This is a genomic window from Streptomyces cinerochromogenes (genome assembly GCF_014648635.1).
GTDB classification, from domain to species: domain Bacteria; phylum Actinomycetota; class Actinomycetes; order Streptomycetales; family Streptomycetaceae; genus Streptomyces; species Streptomyces cinerochromogenes.
This window is the reverse complement of sequence record NZ_BMRM01000001.1, coordinates 66,879-91,043: the sequence shown is the minus strand read 5'-3', so window position 1 is coordinate 91,043 and position 24,165 is coordinate 66,879. Positions and strand designations below refer to the sequence as shown.

19 protein-coding genes, 1 other RNA gene and 1 pseudogene are annotated in these 24,165 nt (G+C 70.4%); 10 read left to right on the top strand and 11 right to left on the bottom strand.

The features are described 5' to 3' along the window. Positions 1–143 precede the first annotated feature (143 nt). From chsH3 to IEZ20_RS00345, 3 genes are all read left to right on the top strand, one after another. A complete protein-coding gene (gene chsH3, locus IEZ20_RS00355) occupies positions 144–1,001 on the top strand; it encodes an enoyl-CoA hydratase ChsH3 (protein WP_189294014.1) in 858 nt (285 codons plus the stop codon). A 147-nt stretch (positions 1,002–1,148) separates the two neighbouring features. Continuing rightward, entirely contained in the window at positions 1,149–2,225 is a 1,077-nt protein-coding gene (locus IEZ20_RS00350) for a Zn-dependent alcohol dehydrogenase (RefSeq protein WP_189294013.1), read from the top strand. A 13-nt stretch (positions 2,226–2,238) separates the two neighbouring features. Next, positions 2,239–3,177, top strand: coding sequence for a 3-oxoacyl-ACP reductase (locus tag IEZ20_RS00345; RefSeq protein WP_189294012.1), 939 nt, complete (start codon positions 2,239–2,241; stop codon positions 3,175–3,177). A 58-nt stretch (positions 3,178–3,235) separates the two neighbouring features. On the opposite strand, the gene IEZ20_RS00340 is transcribed toward IEZ20_RS00345, so the two are convergent. Together IEZ20_RS00340 and IEZ20_RS00335 are read right to left on the bottom strand one after the other, a co-directional pair. Next, the gene (locus IEZ20_RS00340; protein WP_189294011.1) at positions 3,236–3,394 is read right to left on the bottom strand and encodes a hypothetical protein; all 159 of its coding nucleotides are present in this window, start codon (positions 3,392–3,394) and stop codon (positions 3,236–3,238) included. Between the two features lie 96 nt (positions 3,395–3,490). Next, the gene (locus IEZ20_RS00335; RefSeq protein WP_189294010.1) at positions 3,491–4,750 is read right to left on the bottom strand and encodes a hypothetical protein; all 1,260 of its coding nucleotides are present in this window, start codon (positions 4,748–4,750) and stop codon (positions 3,491–3,493) included. A 186-nt stretch (positions 4,751–4,936) separates the two neighbouring features. On the opposite strand from IEZ20_RS00335, the gene IEZ20_RS00330 reads away from it, so the two are divergent. Genes IEZ20_RS00330 through IEZ20_RS00320 form a run of 3 tightly spaced genes read left to right on the top strand, consistent with a single transcriptional unit; the run spans position 4,937 to position 7,865 of the window. Continuing rightward, positions 4,937–5,773: a Nif3-like dinuclear metal center hexameric protein gene (locus tag IEZ20_RS00330; protein ID WP_189294009.1), complete on the top strand. Its 837-nt coding sequence runs from the start codon at positions 4,937–4,939 to the stop codon at positions 5,771–5,773. 14 nt (positions 5,774–5,787) lie between these two features. Beyond that, positions 5,788–6,531 carry a zinc ribbon domain-containing protein gene (locus IEZ20_RS00325; protein WP_189294611.1) on the top strand — a complete coding sequence of 248 codons (744 nt, stop codon included), beginning with the start codon at positions 5,788–5,790 and terminating at the stop codon, positions 6,529–6,531. A 20-nt stretch (positions 6,532–6,551) separates the two neighbouring features. Next, complete coding sequence (locus IEZ20_RS00320; protein ID WP_189294008.1) at positions 6,552–7,865, top strand: bifunctional RNase H/acid phosphatase; 1,314 nt, start codon at positions 6,552–6,554, stop codon at positions 7,863–7,865. Here IEZ20_RS00320 and IEZ20_RS00315 read toward each other — a convergent pair. Then, positions 7,837–8,517, bottom strand: coding sequence for a bifunctional 4-hydroxy-2-oxoglutarate aldolase/2-dehydro-3-deoxy-phosphogluconate aldolase (locus IEZ20_RS00315; protein ID WP_189294007.1), 681 nt, complete (start codon positions 8,515–8,517; stop codon positions 7,837–7,839). The two genes, IEZ20_RS00320 and IEZ20_RS00315, sit on opposite strands and share 29 nt — an antisense overlap. Before the next feature lie 78 nt (positions 8,518–8,595). After that, positions 8,596–9,378, bottom strand: a complete 783-nt coding sequence (gene yaaA, locus IEZ20_RS00310; protein WP_189294006.1) for a peroxide stress protein YaaA — start codon at positions 9,376–9,378, stop codon at positions 8,596–8,598. Between the two features lie 74 nt (positions 9,379–9,452). Here yaaA and IEZ20_RS00305 point away from each other — a divergent pair, with 74 nt between their 5' ends. Then, positions 9,453–10,886, top strand: coding sequence for an RNB domain-containing ribonuclease (locus tag IEZ20_RS00305; protein WP_189294005.1), 1,434 nt, complete (start codon positions 9,453–9,455; stop codon positions 10,884–10,886). Here IEZ20_RS00305 and IEZ20_RS00300 read toward each other — a convergent pair. Continuing rightward, positions 10,873–11,439, bottom strand: coding sequence for a hypothetical protein (locus tag IEZ20_RS00300; RefSeq protein ID WP_189294004.1), 567 nt, complete (start codon positions 11,437–11,439; stop codon positions 10,873–10,875). The genes IEZ20_RS00305 and IEZ20_RS00300 overlap by 14 nt on opposite strands. Next, the gene (locus tag IEZ20_RS00295; RefSeq protein WP_189294003.1) at positions 11,436–12,182 is read right to left on the bottom strand and encodes a MerR family transcriptional regulator; all 747 of its coding nucleotides are present in this window, start codon (positions 12,180–12,182) and stop codon (positions 11,436–11,438) included. The genes IEZ20_RS00300 and IEZ20_RS00295 overlap by 4 nt, the downstream gene beginning before the upstream one ends. 194 nt (positions 12,183–12,376) lie before the next feature. Here IEZ20_RS00295 and IEZ20_RS00290 point away from each other — a divergent pair, with 194 nt between their 5' ends. The 3 genes and pseudogenes from IEZ20_RS00290 (at position 12,377) to rnpB (ending at position 14,533) form a co-directional block, all read left to right on the top strand. Beyond that, positions 12,377–13,228, top strand: coding sequence for an AraC family transcriptional regulator (locus IEZ20_RS00290; RefSeq protein WP_189294002.1), 852 nt, complete (start codon positions 12,377–12,379; stop codon positions 13,226–13,228). Further along, positions 13,225–14,004 (top strand): annotated as a pseudogene (locus IEZ20_RS40645) (DMT family transporter); the annotation flags it as partial. The gene IEZ20_RS00290 and the pseudogene IEZ20_RS40645, both read left to right, overlap by 4 nt. 115 nt (positions 14,005–14,119) lie before the next feature. Continuing rightward, an RNA gene (gene rnpB, locus IEZ20_RS00280) (RNase P RNA component class A) lies at positions 14,120–14,533 on the top strand. A 143-nt stretch (positions 14,534–14,676) separates the two neighbouring features. Here the strand turns inward: rnpB and IEZ20_RS00275 are convergent. The 5 genes from IEZ20_RS00275 to IEZ20_RS00255 all read right to left on the bottom strand — a co-directional run bounded on the left by IEZ20_RS00275 (position 14,677) and on the right by IEZ20_RS00255 (position 24,078). Beyond that, positions 14,677–17,697: a type I restriction endonuclease subunit R gene (locus IEZ20_RS00275; RefSeq protein ID WP_229895821.1), complete on the bottom strand. Its 3,021-nt coding sequence runs from the start codon at positions 17,695–17,697 to the stop codon at positions 14,677–14,679. Further along, positions 17,694–18,962 (bottom strand): restriction endonuclease subunit S, encoded by a 1,269-nt coding sequence (locus tag IEZ20_RS00270; RefSeq protein WP_189294001.1) that lies wholly within the window; start codon positions 18,960–18,962, stop codon positions 17,694–17,696. The genes IEZ20_RS00275 and IEZ20_RS00270 overlap by 4 nt, the downstream gene beginning before the upstream one ends. Positions 18,963–19,093: 131 nt before the next feature. Then, on the bottom strand, positions 19,094–21,457 hold the full coding sequence (locus IEZ20_RS00265; protein WP_189294000.1) for a type I restriction-modification system subunit M: 2,364 nt from the start codon (positions 21,455–21,457) through the stop codon (positions 19,094–19,096). 837 nt (positions 21,458–22,294) lie between these two features. Further along, positions 22,295–22,816 carry an NUDIX domain-containing protein gene (locus IEZ20_RS00260; RefSeq protein WP_189293999.1) on the bottom strand — a complete coding sequence of 174 codons (522 nt, stop codon included), beginning with the start codon at positions 22,814–22,816 and terminating at the stop codon, positions 22,295–22,297. Next, entirely contained in the window at positions 22,813–24,078 is a 1,266-nt protein-coding gene (locus IEZ20_RS00255; RefSeq protein WP_229895820.1) for an NsdA family TPR-like regulatory protein, read from the bottom strand. The genes IEZ20_RS00260 and IEZ20_RS00255 overlap by 4 nt, the downstream gene beginning before the upstream one ends. Positions 24,079–24,165: the final 87 nt, after the last annotated feature.

The following is a 24,165-nucleotide window of genomic DNA, read 5'->3' as shown; positions in this document are numbered from 1 at the left end:
TCAGGAGCCTTCACAACTGCGGAGCGCTCGGCTATACAGAGGGCGCCGGACTGGAACGCGTTCTAGATCCGCTCGTGGACGACCTCGGTGCGGCCGACGGTGCGGACGTCCGCACCGAGGTCTTGAGACCCGTCAGGAGCCCCATGCCCATCGACGCAGCCCAGGCACTCGCCGCCGGACCCCGGTCGGGAGAGATCTCCTGGACGCGCAAGGACGTCCTGCTCTACCACCTCGGCATCGGCGCGGGCGTCCCCGCCACCGACCCCGACGAACTGCGCTACACCCTGGAGTCCCGCCTGCACGTCCTGCCGAGCTTCGCCACCGTCGCGGGCGCCGGCTCACCCGGGGTGATCAGCGGACTGTCCATGCCGGGCGTCGACGTCGATCTCGCCAAGGTCCTGCACGGCGGCCAGACGCTCACCCTGCACCGCCCCATCCCGGTCGAGGGCACCGCCACCGCCACCAGCCGCATCGCCGCCGTGTACGACAAGGGCAAGGCCGCCGTCCTCGTCATGCGCACCGAAGTGAGAGACGCCGACGGCCCGTTGTGGACCAACGACGCGCAGATCTTCGTACGGGGAGAGGGCGGCTGGGGCGGCGACCGGGGGCCGTCCGCCCGGCCGGAACCGCCCGCCGGGGAACCGGACCGGGTCGTCGAGCGGCACCTGCGCGAGGACCAGGCGCTGCTCTACCGCCTGTCCGGCGACTGGAACCCCCTGCACGCCGACCCCGAGTTCGCCAAGCCCGCCGGCTTCGAACGCCCCATCCTGCACGGGCTGTGCACCTACGGCGTCACGCTCAAGGCGGTCGTGGACACCCTGCTCGGCGGCGATGTGGGCCGGGTGCGGTCGTACACCGCACGGTTCGCCGGGGTCGTGTACCCGGGGGAGACCCTGCGGATCCGGATGTGGGCCTCCGAGGGCTCCGTGCGGGTCGCCGTGAGCGCCGTCGAACGGGACGACGCGCCCGTCCTCGCCGACACCGTCGTCCAGCACTCCTGAGCGGCCGGGAGACCGCGAGACCGCCGGACCGCGAGACCGCCGGGGACGGTCGGCGGGTGTGAGACCGCGAGCGAGAGACCGCGAGTGGGAGACCGAGAGAGACCGCGGGTGACAGTCCGCGAGTGAGAGACCGCGAGGGGAGCCGCAATGCGCGCAGCCGTACTGCACGAGATCGGCCAGGAGAAGCTGGAGGTCCTCGACGACGTCGAGGCGGTGGGCTTCGGTCCCGGCAAGGTCAGGATCCGGGTGCGCGCCACCGGGCTGTGCCACTCCGACCTGTCCGCGATGAACGGGGTGCTGCCCCAGCCGGCCCCCTTCGTCCCCGGTCACGAGGGCGCCGGGGAGATCCTGGAGGTGGGGGACGGCGTACGGCACCTGAAGCCGGGTGACCGGGTCGTGCTGTGCTGGCTGCCGGCCTGCGGCGCCTGTCCGGCGTGCAGGCGCGGGCAGACCCAGCTCTGCCTGGCCGGGTTCATGAACGCGGGCACCCCCAACTTCCGGCGCCCCGGCGGCGACCTGTTCGGCTTCGCGGGCACCGGCACGTTCGCCGAGGAGGTCGTGGTCGACGCCGGCTGCGCCGTGCCCGTCCCCGAGGACGTGCCCTTCGACATCGCCGCCCTGATCGGCTGCGGGGTGACCACCGGACTCGGCGCCGCCCTCAACACCGCCGACGTGGCGGCCGGTTCGTCGGTCGCCGTCATCGGGTGCGGAGGCGTCGGCATCTCCGCCGTACAGGGGGCGCGGCTGAAGGGCGCCGCCGAGATCGTCGCCGTCGACCCGGTCGCCTCCCGGCGCGAGTCCGCCCTGAGGTTCGGTGCGACCAGGGCGGTTCCACCGGAGGAGCTGGCCGACGCCAGGCAGCAGGTCACCGGCGGCGAGGGCTTCGACTACGTCTTCGAGGTCGTCGGCAGGTCCGCCACCGCCCGCACCGCCTACGAGAACACCCGGCGCGGCGGCACCCTCGTCGTGGTCGGCGCCGGCGCCATGGACGACTTCCTGCGGCTCAACATGTTCGAGCTGTTCTTCGACGAGAAGCGCATCCTGCCGTCCCTGTACGGCGGCGGCGACGTGCTGCGCTCCTACGAGCGCACGATCGCCCTGTGGCGGGCCGGCCGGGTCGACCTGGCCGGCCTGATCACCCACCGGGTGCCGCTCGCGGAGATCGACGAGGCACTGGACCAGATGCGCACCGGGACCGCCCTGCGCACCTGCATCGAGATCTGAGGGAAGCCGGCTGATGTCACTGCCACTCGAGGGACTCTCCGCGATCGTCACCGGCGCCGGGCGCGGGCTCGGCCGGGCCGAGGCCCTGGAACTCGCCCGGCTCGGCGCGGCCGTCGTCGTCAACGACTTCGGGCAGCCCGGCCGGGACGGCTCGGGCGCGGCGTCGGCGGGCCCCGCGGAGCAGGTCGCCGAGGAGATCCGCACGGCCGGCGGCACCGCCGTACCGCACACCGGGGACGTCGCCGACTTCCGGCAGGCCGGTGAGCTGGTCCGGCTGGCGGTCGAGGAGTTCGGCAAGCTGGACATCCTCGTCAACAACGCCGGCATCCTGCGCGACCGCATGGTCTTCTCCATGACGGAGGACGAGTGGGACTCCGTGATCCGGGTCCACCTCAAAGGCCACTTCAACACCACCCGGTTCGCCGCCGCGCACTGGCGGGAGCGGTCCAAGGCGGCCGGGGCGGCGGTGTACGGGCGGATCGTGAACACCTCCTCGGAGGCCTTCGTGGCCGGTTCCGCGGGCCAGCCCAACTATGCGGCGGCGAAGGGCGGGATCGTCGGCCTGACCACCTCCACCGCCCTCGCCCTCGCCAAGTACGGCGTCACGGCCAACGTCATCTGCCCGCGCGCCCGGACCCGGATGACCGAGGACGTCTTCGCGGGTCTGCGGGAGCCCGGCGAGGGCCTGGACCCGCTGGCCCCCGCGCACGTCGCCCCGCTCGTCGGCTACCTGGCCTCGCCGGCCGCCGCCGGGATCAGCGGCCAGCTGCTCGTCGTCCACGGCGGCATGGTGGCCGTACTCGAACGGCCGCGCGTTGCGGCCAAGTTCGACAGCAAGCAGGAGACCTTCAGCTACGACGAACTCGACGCACTGCTCACCCCGCACTACGCCGCCCGGCCGCGGGGCGAGACGTTCGCGGCGGCGGAGGTGCTGGCGCTCAGGCGGGGGTGAGCAGGGGTACGGCGAAGGGGGCGTCCGCCCGGCGAACGCCCCCTCTTCTTCACTGCCGTCAGGCAGCCGCCTCGGCCGCCTCCTGGACCGGCTTACGGTGCCGGCCGTGCGGAGTCGACTCGTTCTCCTGGGCCGCTACCGGACCCCGGTGCCGGCCGTGGCCGGCGGTCTCGTAAGAGTCGGCAGACAGCTGCTCAGTCGTGCTGGTGTCGCTCATCGGACGTATTCACCCCGTCAACATGATCTTTCGTACAGCCGGGCGAGTGTAACCGGCGCACCACGGTCCGAATCCAGGCGCACACGCCAACCGCCACTAGTTCGTTACAAGACGTGCCAGAGGCGCCTGTTGCAACGGAACGGGACGGGTCGCCGCCGGCACCGGAGGATCCGCTTCCGTCACCGGAAGGTTCGCTTCCGTCGCCGGAAGGTTCGATTCCGTCAGCGCCGGACGCGCTGCCGCCACCGCCGCTTCCTCGTCCGCCGCCACGGGGTCCGGGTGCGCAGCCGCCGCCCCCTCCGCCACCCGGGGCATGTCCGCCACGTCGGCCGTCTCGGCGGCGCCGGCGACATCCGTCACCCCGCACGGCGCCGTCCGCGTGGCGTACGGCAGCCGCAGCACCCCGTCCCGGGTCCACACCCCGGCCCCCGCGAGCCAGCCCTCGGGCGCCGCGAGATGGCGGACCCGGCGTTCGGCCGGCCGCCAGGTCCCCACCCAGCTGCCGAACGCGCCGTCGAGCCTGAGGCCCACCGCGCAGTTCTCCGGCATCAGCGCCTGGCCGGGCTGGATCGCGAACGGGGTCACCGCGCACTCCGGCATCCGAAGGCACTCCGGGAACCGCACCGGCAGGGTGCTGCCGAGCACCCCCCAGCCCAATCGTTCCTGCCCGGGGGAGGGCGCGTCGGAGGAGATCAGCAGCAGGCCGCTGTCCGGGTCGGCGAGCAGCAGCCGGTCGTCGCTGCCGTCCGCGATCTGCAGCAGCGGCGAGACCTCCCCGTGCTCCAGGTCCACCACGACCGTCTTGGTGCGCCCGCCCAGTTCCCGGTCGAGCGCCAGCATCCGCCCGGCACCGTCCAGCCAGACCCCGCCGGAGCAGCGCCCCGGCACCTCGGCGAGCCGCTCGGGCCCGAACGCACCGCCCGCCACCAGCCACACCACGCCGGAGCGCGGCCCGGCCGCGAGCGCGTACGCCCGTACACCCCCCGGCGCCGGCGGCAGCAGGGTGAGCCGGGTGCCGGGCTCCGGGCACTCCACCGCCCCCAGCGGCAGCTCCCCGGTGCCGGGACCGGTCGGGTACAGCAGCGAGAAGGCGTGCCGCCCGGCCACCAGCCGGTGGATCAGCACCCGCCCGTCGCCCATCGGCTGCACCTCGGTGCCGGGCTCCTCCGGCTGGTTGCCGGGCAGCGGCACGGCGTACGGCTCGGGGCCGTCCAGGGTCCAGCGCTCCGGGAACCAGGAGTCGCCCTCGCGTGCGAGCCGGGCGGCGTACGCGCCGTCCGCCGTGATCACACACCCCGCCTCCGGCATGCCGTCGGCTCCCTCCGCGGACGGGGCTTCGATCGCACAGGCCGTCATCGCTTCGTCACCTCCGGCGACGAAGCTAGTTTTCGCACGCACAGGCGGGGGACCGGCCCTCTCCGGCTTCACACGTACGGGTGGCGCAGAAGCGATTCTCCTGAGGAACCGGGGCGTGTGTGCTGACCGGGGTCAGACCGGACGCATGCGGTACAGCCCCGGCGAACAGCCAGGTAGCCTTGGGCCGTGCCCCGTCTGTCTGAAGTCATCGCCGCGCTGGAGAACCTGTGGCCCGCTGAGCGGGCCGAGTCCTGGGACGCGGTCGGCACGGTGGTGGGAGACCCCGGTCAGGAGGTCACCCGGGTGCTGTTCGCCGTCGACCCCGTGCAGGAGATCGTCGACGAGGCGGTGAAGCTCGGCGCCGACCTGCTGGTCACCCACCACCCGCTCTACCTGCGCGGTACGACCACGGTCGCGGCCACGCACTTCAAGGGCCGGGTCGTGCACACGCTGATCAAGAACGACATCGCGCTGCACGTCGCCCACACCAACGCCGACACCGCCGACCCGGGTGTCTCCGACGCCCTGGCCGGAGCCCTCGGCCTGAGGGTCGTACGCCCCCTCGTGCCGGATCCCTCCGACCCGCACGGCTGCCGGGGCCTGGGCCGTGTCTGCGAACTCGACCACCCGCTCACCGTCCGCGAGCTGGCCGCCCGGGCCGCCGAGCGGCTGCCCGCCACCGCGCAGGGCATCCGGGTGGCCGGCGACCCCGAGGCCGTCGTCCGCACGGTCGCCGTCAGCGGCGGCTCCGGCGACAGCCTCTTCGAGCACGTCCGCGCGGCCGGCGTCGACGCCTTCCTCACCGCCGACCTGCGCCACCACCCGGCGTCCGAGGCGGTGGCCCAGAGCCCCCTCGCGCTGCTCGACGCGGCGCACTGGGCCACCGAGTGGCCCTGGTGCGAGCTGGCCGCGAGCCAGCTCGACGAGATCTCCGACCGCCACGGCTGGGACCTGCGCGTCCACGTCTCCAAGACGGTCACCGACCCCTGGACCGCCCACGCGGCGTCCACCACCTCTAGCTAAACAGGAGCCCCCAACTGAACGCCGCGCCCGCCGACCAGATCCGCCTCCTCGACGTCCAGGACCTCGACGTCCGCCTCCAGCAGCTCGCGCACAAGCGGAGGTCCCTGCCGGAGCACGCCGAGATCGAGTCGCTGACGAAGGACCTCACGCAGCTGCGCGACCTGCTCGTGGCCGCGCAGACCGAGGAGAGCGACTGCGCCCGCGAGCAGACCAAGGCCGAGCAGGACGTCGACCAGGTGCGCCAGCGCGCCGCCCGCGACCAGCAGCGCCTGGACTCCGGCGCGGTCACCTCGCCGAAGGACCTGTCCAACCTCCAGCACGAGATCGCCTCCCTCGCCAAGCGGCAGGGCGACCTGGAGGACGTCGTCCTGGAGGTCATGGAGCGCCGTGAGGCCGCGCAGGAGCGGGTGACCGAGCTGACCGAGCGGGTCGGCTCCGTCCAGGCGAAGATCGACGACGCGACCGGCCGGCGGGACGCGGCGGTCGAGCAGATCGACACCGAGGTCGCCTCGGTCACCAAGGAGCGCGAGGTCGTGGCGGCCTCCGTCCCCGCCGACCTGCTGAAGCTCTACGACAAGCTGCGCGCGCAGCAGGGCGGGATCGGCGCGGCCAAGCTGTACGCCCGCACCTGCCAGGGCTGCCGGCAGGAGCTGGCCATCACCGAGCTGAACGAGATCCGCGCGGCGGCCCCGGACACGGTGGTCCGCTGCGAGAACTGCCGCCGCATCCTGGTGCGCACGGCCGAGTCGGGTCTGTAGGGGCGTTGGGGGCGCTGGGCGTGCGCGAGTTCATCGTCGAGGCCGACGGCGGGTCGCGGGGCAACCCCGGGCCCGCGGGCTACGGGGCCGTGGTCCGTGACGCGGCGACGGGGGAGACGCTGGCGGAGGCGGCCGAGTACATCGGCGTCGCCACGAACAACGTCGCCGAGTACCGCGGTCTCCTGGCCGGCCTGCGCGCCGCCCACGCCCTCGACGCCGGCGCGGCGGTGCACGTCCGCATGGACTCCAAGCTCGTCATCGAGCAGATGTCGGGCCGCTGGAAGATCAAGCACCCCTCGATGAAGCCCCTGGCCACCGAGGCCCGCGCCGTGTTCCCGCCGGACCAGGTCACCTACGAGTGGATCCCGCGGGAGCGGAACAAGCACGCCGACCGCCTGGCCAACGAGGCGATGGACGCGGGCGCGAAGGGCCGGCAGTGGTCCCCGTCCGAGTCCAGGGCGGCCCTGGACGCCCCGTCCGCCGTCCCGGAGCCGTCGGGTCCGCCGGGGGACGCCGCGGCGGGCGCGGCGAAGGCCCGCGCGGCGCTGGCGGAGGGCCGGTCGGCCGGTCAGGTGAAGCCGGTGGCCGCTGCGGCCGAGGACGATGTCGAAGCGGAAGCGGTACGCGAGACGGAGGCCGCCGCAGCGTCACCTTCCGGCGAGCGGCACCTCTCCAGCACCCCCGGCTGGAGCGCCGCCCCCGACCTCGGCGCCCCCGCCACCCTCGTCCTGCTCCGGCACGGCGAGACCCCCCTCACCCCCCAGAAGCGCTTCTCCGGCAGCGGCGGCACCGACCCCGCCCTGTCCGCGGCCGGCCGGGAGCAGGCGCACCGTGTCGCCGAGGCACTCGCCAGGCGCGGCACGGTCCAGGCGGTCGTGGCCTCCCCCCTCGCCCGTACCCGCGAGACCGCGGAGATCGTCGCCGCCCGCCTGGGGCTGGAGGTGGCGGTCGAGGACGGCCTGCGGGAGACGGACTTCGGTGCCTGGGAGGGCCTGACCTTCGGCGAGGTCCGCGAGCGCCACCCGGAGGACCTGAACGCCTGGCTCGCCGACCCGGAGGCCCGCCCCACCGGCGGCGGCGAGAGCTTCGCCGAGACGGCCACCCGGATCGCCGCCACACGGGACAAGCTGGTCGCCGCGTACGCGGGCCGCACGGTCCTGCTGGTCACGCACGTCACCCCGATCAAGACCCTGGTCCGCCTCGCCCTCGGTGCCCCGCCCGAGTCGCTGTTCCGGATGGAGCTCTCGGCGGCCTCCCTGTCGGCGGTGGCGTACTACGCGGACGGCAACGCGAGCGTCCGGCTCTTCAACGACACGTCCCACCTGCGCCCCTGAGCCGGCCGGCCGGCCCGAGCCCGGCCGCCGCCCGCGCCAGCTCCTCGATCCGGTCCCAGTCCCCGGCGGCCACCGCCTCCGCCGGGACCATCCAACTGCCGCCGACACAGCCGACGTTGGGCAGGGACAGGTACTCCGGCGCGGTCTCCGGCCCGATCCCGCCCGTCGGACAGAACCGGGCCTGCGGCAACGGCCCGGCCAGCGACCGCAGATAGGCCGTGCCGCCCGCCGCCTGTGCCGGGAAGAACTTCATCTCCCGCACCCCCCGTTCCAGCAGCGCGACCACCTCCGAGGCGGTCGACACCCCGGGCAGGAACGGCACCCCGGACCCGCGCATCGCCGCCAGCAGCGCCTCCGTCCACCCCGGACTGACCAGGAACCGCGCCCCGGCCGCCGTACACGCCTCCACCTGCTCCGGGGTGACCACCGTGCCCGCGCCGACCACCGCCTCCGGGACCTCGCCGGCGATGGCGCGCACCGCCTCCAGCGCCGCCTCCGTCCTGAGCGTCACCTCGATCGCGGGCAGTCCGCCCGCCACCAGCGCCCGCGCGAGCGGTACGGCGTCGGCGGCGTCGGCGAGCACGACCACGGGCAGGACGGGGGCGAGGTCCAGGACGGAGGCAGCCGGAAGCGAGGGCAGCGGCGAGGTCATGCCCTCATCGTGCCCAGCGGCAGCGCTACGCGCAATGGTCGTTGCGTATGTTGCAACGCCGCCCGGAGGCGGCCGGTCTCAGTGGACCTCGTCCACCAGCACATCCAGCGCCCACGCCCTGCCCGCCTTCCCGGGCGCCTCCGCCTCCACGACGTACCCCAGCTCGCGCAGCGCCGCCACCAGCCCGGCGGGATCCTCCGGCACGGCACCGGCGGTCAGCAGGCTGCGGACGATGCGGCCCTTGGTCGCCTTGTTGAAGTGGCTGACGACCTTCCGGGTCGGCGCGTGCAGCACCCGTACCGTCGCCGTCCGCCCGGCCACCTCGCCCTTCGGCCGCCACGCCGCCGCGTACGCCGAGGACCGCAGGTCCAGCACCAGCCCCTCCCCGGCCGCCTCCGGGAGCACCTCGGCCATCGGCGTCCGCCAGTGCCCGGCCAGCGCGCCGAGCCCCGGCAGCTTCACGCCCATCGAGCAGCGGTAGGAGGGGATCCGGTCCGTCACCCGCACGGCGCCCCACAGCCCGGAGAACACCAGCAGCGAGTCCGCCGCGCGCCGGCGGGCGGCCGCGTCCAGCGTGGCCAGGCCCAGGGCGTCGTAGAGCACACCGGTGTAGATCTCCCCGGCGGGGCGGGTGCCGGCCGTGCGCAGCCCGGCGTTCTTCGCGACCTCGCCGCGCAGCCCCTCGCTCAGCCCGAGCACCTCGCGCGCCTTCTCCCCGTCGGCGGCGCACAGCTCCACCAGCTCGCCGAGCACGGCCTCCCGGGCGGCGGTCAGCCCCGGCAGGGACAGCGACCGAAGCTCCAGCGGGGCGCCCTCGCCCGGGTTCGCCTTGCCTTCCGAGGGCGGCAGCAGGACCAGCAACACGTACTCCTCACGTAGACCTCCGCGCCAGGGTACGGCGTGCCGCCCGCCCGGCCCCGGCCTACGCTCGCTGTATGCCCCGCCGCAGGATCCGCGCCACCGGCGCCCCCGAGGCCCCGCTCCGGGCCGCGCTCGCCGCGCTCCGTGCCGAGCTGGGCGTCCCGGAGGACTTCCCGGCGGAGGTCCGGCAGGCGGCCGAGGAGGCGGCCAGGGACCCCGCGCTGCCGCTGGGCGACGCGACGGACATCCCCTTCTTCACCCTGGACCCCCCGGGCTCCGAGGACCTGGACCAGGCCGTCCACCTCTCCCGGCAGGGCACCGGCTACCGCGTCCGGTACGCCATCGCCGACGTCGCCGCCTTCGTCGTACCCGGCGGCCCGCTGGACGCGGAGGCGCACCGGCGGGTGACCACCCTGTACTTCCCCGACGAGCGGATCCCCCTGCACCCCGCCGTGCTCGGCGAGGGCGCGGCCAGCCTGCTGCCCGGCCAGACCCGGCCGGCCGTGCTGTGGACGACCGACCTGGACGAGGCGGGCCGCGCCCTTGCCGTGGACGTGCGGCGGGCCCTGGTCCGCAGCCGGGCCCGGCTCGACTACGCGGGCGTCCAGCGCGACATCGACGCCGGGACGGCCGAGGAGCCGGTCGCGCTGCTCAAGGAGGTCGGCCGGGCGCGGGAGCGGCTGGAGGCCGAGCGCGGCGGCATCTCCCTGCACGTGCCCGAGCAGGAGATCATCGAGTACGACCACGCCTACGCGCTGCGCTACCGCGCCCCGCTGCCCGCCGACGGCTGGAACGCGCAGCTCTCGCTGCTCACCGGCATGGCCGCCGCCGATCTGATGCTCGCCCACGGCGCCGGCATCCTGCGCACCCTGCCGGCCGCTCCCGACGGGGCGGTGGCCCGGCTGCGCCGTACCGCGATCGCCCTGCACATCGACTGGCCGCACCACATGTCGTACGCGGCCCTCGTGCGCCGCCTGGACCCGTACGACCCGCACCACGCGGCCTTCCTCCAGGAGTGCACCACCCTGCTGCGCGGTGCCGGGTACACCGTCTTCCAGGGCGGCGGGCTGCCCGCGCACACCCTGCACGCGGCCGTCGCCGCGCCCTACGCCCACTGCACCGCCCCGCTGCGCCGCCTCGCCGACCGCTACGCCTCGGAGCTGTGCCTGGCCGCCGCGGCCGGGCAGGACCCGCCCGACTGGGTGCTCGCCGCGCTGGACGCGCTGCCCGCGCGGATGGCCGAGGGGTCCCGGCGCGCGGGCACGGTCGAGCGGGAGTGCGTCGACATCGTGGAGGCGGCCCTGCTCAAGGACCGGGTGGGGGACGTCTTCGACGGCTGTGTGGTGGACGTCGACGAGCACGACCCGACCGTGGGGACCGTCCAGGTGCTCACCCCGGCCGTCATCGGCCGGGTCGAGGGCGACCGCCTGCCGCTCGGCGAACGCCTGCGGGTCCGCCTCGCCCGGGCCGCTCCGGGCACGGCGAAGGTCCTGTTCACCGTGGTGTGAGGGCCTGGACGAGGGCGCCGGGGTCGTCGGCGTACAGCCGTACCGTGCCGACCCGCCGGCGGCGGCCGAGGAGGCTCGTGTGGACCACGGGCCCGGCGAGTTCGAGCGTCACCGTGGTCTGGGAGCCGACGGGGAGGTCCAGCGCGTCCTCGGCGGGCTCGTGCGTGGTCCGGGTCTCCCGGCGTACGGCGGCGATCCGGTCCAGCGGGATCCGCAGGTCCACGTGGGCGCCGTACCGCACGCGCAGCGCGTCCCGGGTCAGCACGTGCGGGCGGACCACGCAGGCCGCGTGCAGGCCGACGACGAACAGCACGGTGTAGACGTCCAGCACCAGCATCACGTCGTGCGCCACGGGCATGTCGCGCAGCATCACGGCCACGCCGGCCGTCTCCACCACGCACACGAAGGCCAGCCCCAGCATCGTCGCGCCCTGCCCGCGCGCGTACCCGAACGCCCGCCCGCCGGCGGTGCCGTGGGTCCGCCGCGCCAGCCACAGCGCCAGCCCGGCGAACAGCCGCATCTCGTGCCGGGCCAGCCGGTACACCACCGTCATGTCCCCTCCCCGGTGAGGATCTTCAGCGTACGACGGACCACCTGGGCCTGGGCGGGGGCGAAGTCGGCGTAGAGGGCACGCAAAAAGCCGGAGTCGGCAGGTGGTTGACGATCCGTCAGCAGATCGCCGGGTACGCAGTCGGCCAGCGCCCGTGCCGCCCGCTCCACGCGCGGGTCGTCGGGGGAGGCGTCCGCCAGCGCGTCCAGCAGCGCGTACGCCTGCCGGGCCCGCGCCACCGCGTCGGGGTCCTCCAGGGCGCCGCGCAGCGCGGAGAGCAGCCGCTCCCGCTCCTCGGGCGGCGCCCCGGCGTCGACCAGGGCGAGGATCTCCCGGTCCTTGGCGGCCATGGGGGAACCGTCGGCGGGCAGCGCGGCGAGCAGGCCGGCCAGCTGGGGCGACACGGGCCCCTCGGCGGGCAGCTCCCCGGCCTCCAGCAGCGTCCGCAGCCGCCGGCGCCGCTCCCGGATCTCCGCCTCCTGCCGGGCCAGGTCCGCGTCCAGCTCGGTCAGCACCTCGGCGAGGTCCTTGCCGGCCTCGTCCGCGAGCACGTCCCGGACCTCGCCGAGCCCCAGGCCCAGCTCGGTCAGCCGCCGGATCCGGGCGAGGACGACGGCGTGGCGCAGCGTGTACTCCCGGTAGCCGTTGGACAGCCGCTCGGGTTCGGGCAGCAGCCCCAGATGGTGGTAGTGCCGCACGGTCCGCGTCGTGACGCCGACGGCGGCGGCGAGTTCTCCGATCCGCATGGGATCAGTACAGACGTTGACGCTGCGGCAGGGTCAAGGGCGGTCGCGCCGCGGCGGCAGGGCACGGCCGGGGTGGACGGCCGGCGCCGGCCCCCGGCGGGACGTGGCGCACGGCATGGAAGCGGGCCTCGTGGCGTTGTACCCATGGAGGGGAGCACGGCGGGGGCCGTGCGAAGCGAAGGGCGGAGAGGTCGATGGGGGAACAGGCGTCGTGGACGCGGACCCGGCTGGGCCGTTGCGGGCCGCCGCTCGACCTGCTCACCGCCAGCTTCCGCCGGCACGTGTACGCCCCGCACGCCCACGACGAGTACACGATCGGCGTCTGTGTCGGCGGCTCCGAGATCATCGACTACCGGGGCGGTCACATCCGTACCGGGCCGGGCGCGATCGTCGTCCTGGAACCCGGTGAGACACACACCGGCGGCCCCGGCAACGCCACCGACGGCTACGCCTACCGCGCCCTGTACGCCGATCCGTCCCTGCTGGCCGACGGCACCCTCGGCGGCCTGCCGCACTTCCGTGAGCCCCTCATCGGGGATCCCGCGCTGGTCGCCGCCCTGCGTACCGCCCACACGCGGCTCAGCGCCCGCCCCGACGACCCGCTGGAGACCGAGTCCGTCCTGCCCTGGCTGCTGACCGCCCTGACCCACCGCCACTCCACGGCACGCCCGGTCCCCGACCGGGTCCCCGGCGCCGACGCCATAGCCCGCACGGTCCGTGACCGTCTCGCCGACGAACTCACCGACCCGCCCTCCCTCGCCCTGCTCGCCGCGGACCTCGGCCTCTCCCGCTACCAGCTCCTGCGCGCCTTCCGTACGACGATGGGCATACCCCCTTACGCCTGGCTCGCCCAGCACCGGGTGACCAAGGCCCGCGTCCTGCTGGAGACCGGCCTGCGCCCCGCGGAGGTGGCCCCCCTCGTCGGCTTCGCCGACCAGGCGCACCTGACCCGCTGGTTCCGCCGGGTGCTCGGGGTGACCCCGGCGGCCTACCGCAACAGCGTTCAAGACACCCCCGGACCGGGAGGCCGACACTCGGCCGCATGACTGCACGCGGCTGGTTCCTGTTCTCCCTGATGGGAGTGGTCTGGGGCATTCCCTATCTGATGATCAAAGTGGCGGTGGACGCGGTGTCCCCGCCGGTGGTCGTGTTCACGCGGTGCGCCCTCGGCGCGCTCCTGCTGCTCCCGTTCGCCCTCCGCCAGGGCGGCCTCATGGCCGCGACACGCGCCCACTGGCGCCCCATGCTGGCCTTCGCGGTCCTGGAGATCATGATCCCCTGGTTCACCCTCACGGACGCCGAACGGCACCTGTCCAGCTCGACGGCGGGCCTGCTGATCGCGGGCGTGCCGATCGTCGGCGTGGTCCTGGCCCGGCTGCTGGGTGACACGGAACGCCTCGGCGTCCGCCGCGTGACCGGCCTGGCCCTGGGCCTGGCAGGCGTGACGGTCCTCACGCTCCCGCACCTCACGGGCGGCGACGCCCGCTCGCTGGCGGAGGTCCTGCTGACGGTCCTGGGCTACGCCACCGCCCCGCTGATCGCGGCCCGCCGCCTGAAGGAGGTCCCGTCCCTGCACCTGACGGCCGCCTGCCTCACCCTGGCCGCCCTGGTCTACGCCCCCGCCGCCGCGCTGACCCGCCCGTCCGCCGTGCCCGCGCCCACCGTGCTGGCCGCACTGGCCGGACTGGGCGTGATCTGCACGGCGGTGGCCTTCGTGGCCTTCCTGGAGCTGATCAAGGAGGCCGGCCCGACCAGGGCCACGGTCATCACCTACGTCAACCCGGCGGTCGCGGTGGCGGCGGGCGCGCTGTTCCTCCACGAGCCGCTGACCCTCCCGGTGCTGGCCGCGTTCTCCCTCATCCTGGCCGGCTCGGTCCTGGCGACGGCCGCCGGTCCACGGCGGGGCAGCCGCCCGGTACCATGGTCGGCACGGCAGACGAGCCGGGCGGACGGCCGCGTGGAGTCCCCCTAGGGGGCTTCCCGAGGAACGTCCGGGCTCCACAGGGCAGGGTGGTGGCTAACGGCCACCCGGGGTGACCCGCGGGACAGTGCCACAGAAAGCAGACCGCCGGGGATCTCGGTCCTCGGTAAGGGTGAAACGGTGGTGTAAGAGACCACCAGTGCCCAGGGTGACCTGGGCAGCTAGGTAAACCCCACCCGGAGCAAGGTCAAGAAGGGGCCGCCTTTCGCAAGAGGGGCGTCCCTGCGCGGACGATCGAGGGCTGCCCGCCCGAGTCCGCGGGTAGACCGCACGAGGCCGGCGGCAACGCCGGTCCTAGATGGATGGCCGTCGCCCCGGCGTCCGCGAGGACACCGGGGAACAGAACCCGGCGTACAGCCCGACTCGTCTGCCATCGAGGCCCTGACCAGGGGAAACTACCTGGTTAGGGCCCCAGTCCATGCTGTGGGAGTTTCCACCTGTACCTGCGGTTTTCAGAGTTCCCACGTGGTTGCGCGATTGCCGGGACGGCCAGTGCGCCACATAGGTCTTCAATCAGCTTTCCGAGTCGCCGCTAGATTTGGAGGGAATGGCGCTTTCGGCAGGAGTGGGATCGTACGTCTCCCGAAACACCGTCTCCGTCAGCCACCGCTTGAACGCGGGATTGCCCGCGAACTGGCGGTACAGCTCGGTGTCGGACTTCAGGAAGGTGGCGATTGCCCGCTGCACGGCAGCGTCGCTCTCCACCCGGGCGTTCTGCTCGTCGTTGTACCGCTGGGCGTTGATGTAGTCCTTGTCCTCCCGGACTTTGGCTGGGATCTCCACGGCGATCAGGTGCCGTATCCGGTCTTTGTCGGTCCAGGGGATGTTGCCGAAGAGCTGGTTGAACTCTTCCAGGATGATCGAGGCGGGCTTCAGCTCCGGCTCGCCCCTGTGGCCTACGGCGGTGGGGGCGGTGGTCGTCAGCTCGGCGTCCTCCTCCCCAAGGGTGATGCTGATCGCTGCCTGTTGCTCGGCCCGGTAGCTGTCGAGGTCAACCGTTTCCAGGATGCCGCGGGACAGGTCCTCCTCGATCGGGGCCGGAAGCTTGGGGATGAGGAAGGTCAGCATGATCGACAGCTTCAGCCACTCGGGGTTGCGGTAGGGGAGGATGCCAGCCAGGTAGTCGTAGGTGCGGACGAACGCCTTGGCCGTGCCCTTGAACTCGACCTGCTGCTCCTCACTGTCGAGTTCCTGGTAGCTGACAACAAGCTGGTCGAGGAAGGCCTCCAGACGCGAGCGGGGCTCCTTGGCGAGGAACATCTCGACGAACTGGTCGATGTCCTCGCGGTCGTAGACGCCGGCTCCATCGAGGACCGCGCGCAGGTCGTGAAGCGTGTTCGGGTCGACAGCGTCCGCGAGCGTGGTGGTGCGGTACCACTTCGCGAAGGACTGCTGGATCCCGTCTGCCTTGTTGTAGAAGTCGAGGACCGCGACGTCGTGCTTCTCCGGGTGGGCGCGGTTGAGTCGGGAGAGGGTCTGCACGGCACGCACGCCGGATAGGGGCTTATCGACGTACATGGTGTGCAGAAGCGGTTCGTCGTAACCCGTCTGGAACTTGTCCGCGCAGACCAGAATGCGGTAGGGATCCTCGCGGAACGTCGTCTCGATCGCGTTGCTTGGGAAGCCGTTGAGGCTTGGCTCAGTGACGTTCTGGCCGCCGTACTCGTGCTCGCCGGAGAACGCGACAATTGCCCGGTAGGGGCTGCCCAGCTTCTTCAGGTACGCGTTGATGGCGGAGTAGTAGGCCAGCGCTCGCGGGATGCCGTCGGCCACTACCATGGCACGGGCTTTGCCGCCGATCTTCCTGGACCGGATCACATTGTCCAGTAGGTGGTCGACCATGATCGACGCCTTCGTCTCAATCGCGTGGCTGTGCCCTTCGACATAGCGGCGAAGCTTCTTCGCGGCCTTCTTGGCGTCGAATTCAGGGTCGTCCTCGACCGACTTGACGAGCTTGTAGTAGCTCTCGACCGTCGTGTAGTTCTTCAACACATCCAGGATGAAGCCCTCTTCGATCGCCTGCTGCATCGTGTAGACGTGGAAGGGGTGTTTGCGTCCGTCCGCGCCCTCACGGCCGAAGTACCCGAGCGTCCTGGGCTTGGGGGTGGCCGTGAACGCGTAGTAGCTGGCATTGGCGAGGAGCTTCTGGCTGTCGATGATCTTATTGATCTTGTCCTCGGTCGTCTCCTCCTCGGCGTCTTCGGCCGCAGCTCCGAGGGCGCCGCTCATCGCATGTGTGGTCTTGCCACCCTGCCCGGAGTGCGCCTCGTCGATAATGATCGCGAACTTCCGGTCGCGGTGCGTGTCGCCGATGTCCTGCAAAATCACCGGGAATTTCTGGACCGTGGAGATGACGATCTTCGTGCCGTTGGCCAGGGCCTCGCGCAAATCCTTCGACTTGTCGGCATGCTTGACCAGAGAGCGGACTTGCGTGAATGCCTTGACCGTGCGCTCGATCTGCCTGTCCAGGTTGATCCGGTCGGTCACCACGATCACCGCATCGAAGGCAGGCGAGTCGTCGGTACCGAGCCCGACCAGCTGGTGCGCCAACCAGGCGATGGAGTTGGACTTGCCGCTGCCGGCCGAGTGCTGGATCAGATAGCGCTGACCCGCACCGTTCTCCTCGCTGTCCGCGAGAAGGCGGCGAACGACATCGAGCTGGTGGTAGCGCGGGAAGATCTGCCGCCGCTTCTCCCTCTTGGTCTTGGGGTCCTTCTCGACGAGCCGGGCGGCGTAGTGTTCGATGATGTCGGCGAGACTCGCGGGAGACAGAATGTCTTGCCAGAGGTAGGCGGTCTTGTAGCCCTCCGGGTTGGGCGGGTTGCCAGCGCCGCCGTTCCAGCCTTTGTCGAAGGGGAGGAACCAGGACTTCTTGCCCGCCAGCCGGGTGCAGAACCGCACCGAATGCTCGTCGACCGCAAAATGCGCCAGGCAACGGCCGTCGTGAAAGAGTGGCTCGTTTCGGTGGTCGCGGGTGTTCTTGTACTGCTCGACGGCGTCCTCGACGGTCTGCTTGGTCTGGTGGTTCTTCAGCTCGAACGTCGCCAGTGGCAGTCCGTTGACGAAGATGGCCAGGTCAAGTGCTCGCTGGGTCTCGTCCTGGCTGTACCGCAACTGGCGGGTTACGCTCCAGCGGTTCGCGCGATGCCGCTCCTCGGCCACGGCGTTGCCCGGGGAGGGAGTCGCCCCGTAAAACACGACTTCGAAGGAGCCAGCGCTGGTGGAGTGACTCAATCCCTTCCGCAGTAGATCCACGACACCATGCTTGGTGATGTGCCCCTGGACGCGATTAAGGAACAGGGCACGCGTCTCGGACCTCGGGTTGCTGAGTTCGAACGCCGCGGCAACCTGCGGCTGCGTCTTCTCCAAAAACGCCTGGAGCTGCTCCGTGTCGATGGCCCGGCCCCGGTCGTACGCCTTGGGAGACCCCTCGATCCAGCCTCCCGCCTCCGAGGTCATGTCGGCGACGATGTCACGTTCGAGGGCAGCCTCGCTCATATCCGTGCCGCCATACAGGGTTCCTTTGCCGCTCACATCGACTCCTCGGGCAGGTCGTCACCGTCCAGGTCAGCGTTCAGCCCGTCCTCGTCGGCGGCGTACGCCGCCGTCAGGTCGGGGTAGTGCGGGTCCGCGTCGGGCAGCGTGGCTGCGGCGGCACGGACGTCGAGCTTCCCGGTGACCACGTCAGCGGTCAGGCGAGTTTGGTACTCGCGTAGGAGGGAGATCTCGCGCTCGGCGCGAGAGATCGCCGACTCGATTCGACGCGTTTCCTGGGCTGCGTATCGCTCGATTTGAGCCTGGACATCAATAGGAGGGACAGGTACCCGAGTGGACTTCACTTCGGCCAGGCCAAGCCCCTGCTTCGTCCCGCCATACTCGCTCATCTTGAATTGCTGTTGGCCTGAGTGTGAGTGCAGAGCCAGCCCCAGGAAGCCGGAGCTAACCAAGTCTGGGCGTGGCCTGATCAACGCCACGTGCTGGTTCACGTAGGAGGGAAATTCCGGATCCTCTCGCACAAGCCCAACATTTCCGGTCATGGCGCCAGTGATGCAGACGAGCAAATCGCCGACTCGCACCCGTGTGCGTACGCCTTCAGCGTTGTTTGGGATCGTGACACACTGGACCCTGTCCAGCTTGAGTGACAGTCGCTTCCCGATGTTTCCGCTTTGAAGAAACCAGTGCCCAGAGTCGGAATAGTACTTGGCCCATCCGCGAGATCCGGAAGTGACAAGGCTCGTAATTCTGCGGAGCTCCAGCGACTTCCAGTAATCGGGAGACGACGTACCACCAGGGACTCCGCAGGTCACGGCACGCTGGATGACTGATGCCCGTTGCTCGTCCAGCAGACTCACAAGCCTCTGCTTAGCGCGGATCGCCACTCCGACCCTGCGCTCGACGTGCCGCACGTACTTAACGATGGCTTGCTGTTCCTCGAGAGGGGGATGAATCAACGTAATATTGAGGAACTTGTCGGCGTAAAGGCGGAGGCGTGAAGAAGTGACCCCAGTTGAATTGACTCGGTACTCGCTGGCATAGGCTGGAAGCCTGAGGAGACGGTCAAGGTACGCAGAGTCGAACGTCTGCGGGTTGCGTGGCCTGTACACCCCGTATGAGGGGCTGACCAATCCTGTTCCATGCGAGACGCCGAGGGCCGCCATCCAGGCCCACATGGTGTTCACGACCACGTCACCGGGCCGGCAAAGTTTATGCCCTGAGTATGATGCGGCGACCATGGTCACATTTCTGTGGCGCCTAGGCCTCACCCCAGTGAGGTGTGAAACAGAGAGCTGCTCCTCCATGCCAGAGTGGGAGCGCTCATCCACTTCTCGCAGGTAGAACTTTGCGCGACGTTCCTCCCAGTGACTGGGGATATCGCCGAGTCCGGCAACAGCAGAGGATGTGTACTTGGGGTACGGGGACGGACTGCTGTTCACTGAGCGCCCCCTGCGAACAGGTCGCCCAAGAGTCCTTCGGTCTCTTTTTCTAGCGCTACGATGTCCGCCTGGATCTCCTCCAGGCTCCGCAGTACCGGGGGCTTGTAGAAGTACCGAGCGAAGTTGATCTCGTACCCCTTCTTGGTCGCGCTCTTCTTGATCCACGCATCCTCTGCGTACGGCAGTACCTCGCGACGGAAGAAGGCTTCGATCCCGCCCGGTTCCAGCAACGGCACCTGCTCCGTGTCGCGCAGTTCGCTGTCGGGCTCGTACTCGACTACCAGAGACTGGGGCCTTGTCGACTTGGTGTCCCCGATCTCGTACAGCCCATAGAGAGGACGCTCGGTTGTGCCGGCCTTGTGGCGCTTGAGGATCACGGGCTTCGCAGACTCGTTGCGCCAGCTGACGCCCCGCAGGAGGACCTTGCGGTCGGTTGCGCTGAGCTTGAGGCCGAGCCGCCCCATCGCCTCGCCGGCCTGCCGGTCGAACTCGTTGTAGTCATGGAAGGTCTGGTCGCCGAGCTCACTGAGCAGGGCCAGGCCGACGTTGACCAGTTGGCCGTCTCGCTCCCACGTCTTCGCGTTCAGCAGCTTCTTGCGTGCGGCGTCCTTAAGAACCGGCACGTCGGCATCCACATCATCCTCGTCTGAGCCGGCCGTGCGCGCCCACAGCTCCAGCTGTTCGCGCACCTGATTGGAGATGCTCGCAAAGTCTGTGAAGAGGTCGTCGCCGAACTTCTCGTACAGCAGCTCCCTCGCCTCAGCCTCGCCGGAGGCGAAGCGCAGGGCCTCCACGCGTTCCTTGGTGAACTGGCTGCTGAGGCGTAGTGGCCGCTCGACCGTGATCTTCCAGTAGCCGAACTCCTCGTTCGGGAAGATCTTGGACCGTTCCGTGTCCTTGAAGTCCTGGAACGCCTGGGTCACGCGCTCGATGTCCGCAGGGGACAGCTCGCAGTTCTTGCTGCCCAAGTTCTTGCGCAACGGGGTGGACCACCCGGTGGCGTCGATCAGCTGGACCTTGCCCTTGCGGGCCTCGGACTTCCGGTTGGTGATCACCCAGATGTAGGTGGCGATGCCGGTGTTGTAGAACATGTTCAGCGGCAGGGCGACAATCGCCTCGAGCCAGTCATTCTCGATGATCCACCGTCGGATGTTGCTCTCCCCGCTGCCCGCGTCCCCGGTGAAAAGGGAAGAGCCATTGTGGATCTCCGCGACGCGGCTGCCCAGGGGCGAGTCGGTCTTCATCTTGGAGATCATGTTCGCGAGGAACATCATTTGGCCGTCACTGGAGCTTGTGACCAGCGATGATGGTGTGGTTTCGCCGTCAAAGGTGACGTTGAACCGGGGGTCGGTGATGTTCGCCTTCCCGCCCAGTCGCTCCTGGTCGGCCTTCCAGCTCTTGCCGTACGGCGGGTTGGCGAGCATGAAGTCGAAGCGCCGGCGGGGGAAGGCGTCGTTGGAGAGCGTGGAGTACTCAGGGCCGCCCTTGATGTTGTCGGCGGCGTCGCCGTCTCCCTTCAGCAGCATGTCGGCCTTGCAGATGGCATAGGTCTCGGCGTTGATCTCCTGGCCGTACAGCCGGGTGACAATGTCCGTCGCGCCGTGCTGGGCGGACAGCTCGCGCAGAGTCTCCTCGGCGACGGTGAGCATGCCGCCCGTGCCGCACGCGCCGTCGTAGAGCAGGTAGGTGCCACCCTTGATCTTGGGCGCGATGGGCAGGAACATCAGCCGGGTCATGAGCTTGACCACGTCTCGCGGGGTCCAGTGCTCGCCGGCTTCCTCGTTGTTTTCCTCGTTGAACCGGCGAACCAGGTTCTCGAAGATCGTTCCCATCGCGTGGTTGTCGAGGCCGGGCAGCCGTACCCGGCCGTAGGCATCGAGCACCGGCTCGGGGGAGAGGTTGATCTCCGAGGAGAGAAACTTGTTGATCAACATACCCAGGGTGTCGTTACGGGACAGTTTGGGGATCTGGTTACGGAACTCGAAGTTGTCGAGGATCTCCTTGACATTGGGCGAGAACCCGTCCAGGTACGCCTCGAAGTCACTGCGCAACTGCTGGGCGGTGGTCCGCTTTGAGAGCTTCTGCAGGGTGAAGGGAGATGTGTTGTAGAACGCCTCCCCTGCCGCCTCCCGCAGAGGGAAGTCCTGCTCCTCAGGGTCGAGCAGCCCCATGTCTTTGAGGTCCTGGTGGGTCTGGAGGACGGCGTCCTTGGTCTTCTCCAGCACCGCGTCGAAGCGCCTGAGCACCAGCATGGGGAGGATCACATCGCGGTACTTACCGCGCACATACACATCCCGCAGAACATCGTCCGCGATCCCCCAGATGAAGCTTTCAATGCGACTCTGCTGCGCGCTATACACCCTGTGACCGACTCCCCTGGGACCGTGATGGCCCTGCTCGGACCTGCTGCATCACGTGATCTCGACTACCTGGGAAAGGGTAGTGGAGGGCACTGACACTCGGGTCCGAACGTGAGCAGCACGGCTGGCCGTGGGGGCGAGGATGAGTGATCTTTATGCCGCACGCTGCTGAACGAGCAGAACCCGCCCTTCCCGGACCACGATGGCAGCAGCAACATCACGCTCGTCATCGGCGTTCACGAGGTGTGCCCGCGCTCTGACAGACGGCTCCACGTCGGCAAGGTCACGGGAGCCGCGGAGCAGATAGTCTCTGAGGATGGGTGGTCCAACCTCCGACGGCCCGTCGACTGGCAGGACACCAGCTACGAGTGGGAGGAACTGCCCGAGGAGCTTCGGCACAAACTGTCGGTCCAGCACGATGTCGTCGACCTGACCGCCGTACAAGCCCTCATAGAGGGCTCGGGTTGACCGATGAGCAACTGTCCGACGAAGCCGAGGCTACCGTGAGCGCCTCGAGTGCAGAGCTGTCGGCTCGCACCGCCCGTCGGAAGCTGGAACTTACCGAACCGGATCAGGCGCTCACGGAGCGCCTCAATGTGCACAGCGTTTCGTGCCTGCGCGAGGTGCGCGACCTGAGGGGAGGCCGTGAGACGAGAAGCAGCTTGTGTTCTACGGACCGCCTGGAACGGGCAAGACACACCTGGCGCTCGCCCCTTTTCGCGTATTGGCGAGCCTCGCTGGGTCTCGGTCCGCACCGGTTCGAACGGGATCGCGCGGCTACTTACGTAGCTATGAAGGCAGCCATGCCTCGAGGTCAGAGCTGGGCGACACGCATTGTCATATGAGGGGTGCGCCGTCGCGGAGGTACAGGGGCCGTCCCGCGTCCAGTGCCTTCAGAGCGTGCTCGAACCGGCGCCGGGTGCGGTCCCGGAGGCGACCGGCGGCTTCGGCGGCCGTGACGAAGGCTGCTTCGGACAGCTCGTCGTCTCGTGGCCGTAGCCGGTCGGCCTGCTCCTCGTCCAGGGTGCCGCCATCGAAGATGAACGCGAGCTGATCATCCCAGGGACCGTGCGGGGCCACCCAGTCCACCACCAGCAGTCCGAGCAGCGTGAAGCGTATGCCGAGTTCCTCCCTCAGCTCACGGCGTGCCGTGTCCTCCGGCGGCTCGTTGGCCTCCGCCATCCCGCCGGGCAGATCCCATCCCGGTTTGTAGGTGGGGTTCACCAGGAGCACACGGCCGGACGGGTCCCGCAGCAGCACATCGGCCGCCACGCGCTTGCGGGCCTGCTTGGCGTTGCCCTCCGCGAGGTACGCGTTCCACGCGTCGGTGTCGGCGGGATCGGGTGCTGTGGGCCTCATGGGGTGGTGCCTCCCGGGGACGGCGGGATCAGATCAGCCAGCAGGAGCATTCTGGCGCGGCGTGCATCATCGAACCGCGTCAGGTACTCCCGGACCGGCCGGTACCCCCGGTGCGGCTCCAGCAGCCGTCGTAACCTGTCAAGCTGCTGCACCACCCGGACCGAACCGAGGGTCGGGCTCGTACTGAGCAGGTCGTGGCCGACGCTCACTGCGGCGTCCAGGTCACCCCGCCGCACGTGGATGTCCACCAGGCTGATCCGGCTGAGAGCCAGGGACCGCGCCCGCCCCGCCTCGCGCAGCGCAACAGCTTGTTCGGCGTGCAACAGCGCCTCGTCGTACTGCTCCAGGTCACGCAGGATCAGAGCTGACTCGCTGGCCAGCGCGGCGGTGTCGAACGGGCTCAGCCACGGGTGTTCAGCAGCGGGCGAAGCCTCCAGGTCGCGGAGCGCGGCCTCCAGCGCGTGGGCGGCCGGGGTGCGCTGAGACGCGACCGCCAGCGCACGCGCCTGCATGGTGTGCAGCCGCGCTGTCAGCGCGGGAATCCGAGGTCCCTGCGCGGCCAGTTCGAGCCCGGTCCGTGCCCAGCCGACCGCCCTGGCCGCATCCCTGGTCTCAAGGGCAAGGTGGCTGCTGCTCGCAGCGACGTGCGCGGCCAACGGGAGGTCACCAGAGGTGTGGGCCAGAGGGAGAGCGCGGGCGAAGTGCTGGGCCGCGCGGTCATCATGACCGGAGTCGTGAGCCATCCAGCCCGCCATCTCGGTCAGCGCGGCTGCGGCGGCGAACACCTGCGGACCGCTGCCGATGTCGACCAGCCGGGGCGCCACCCGGTCCGACAGGTGCCGGATGACAGCCCCGTACAACCTGCCGCCGCCGGTCTGCCGGTCAGCGCTGCGGAAATGGTCCATTGCCACCAGGTCGTCACCGTCCGGCGGCGGCCGGTCCGTCCGCTCGTGCTCGGCGGTCGCCGGCGCGGGTTCCCACGAGCGTCGAGCCAGCCCCAGCAGATGGCCGGGGATGTGGAAGGCGTCGGCGATCTGCTCGAACAGGGTCAGCTTCTCCACCCGGCTCTTGCCGTTCATGTAGTCGTAAAGCCGCCCCTGCGTGATGTCGACGGCGGCAGCGATGCGCCGCGTACTGACACCGCGCGCATTGAGCATCCGGAACACCGCCCCCATGTCCCGCTCGGCGCACACATGGAGCAGGCGTTCATCCCCGAGCAGACCGGCGACGACCTCACGCGGGTCCGGTGACCGACGGTCCATCTGCAACTCCCGCGGGTAGCGAAGGGAACCGATGGTAAGCCCAACGCCGCTGATTTGACTCCGCGTTGGAGTCACCTTCTGGAGTCT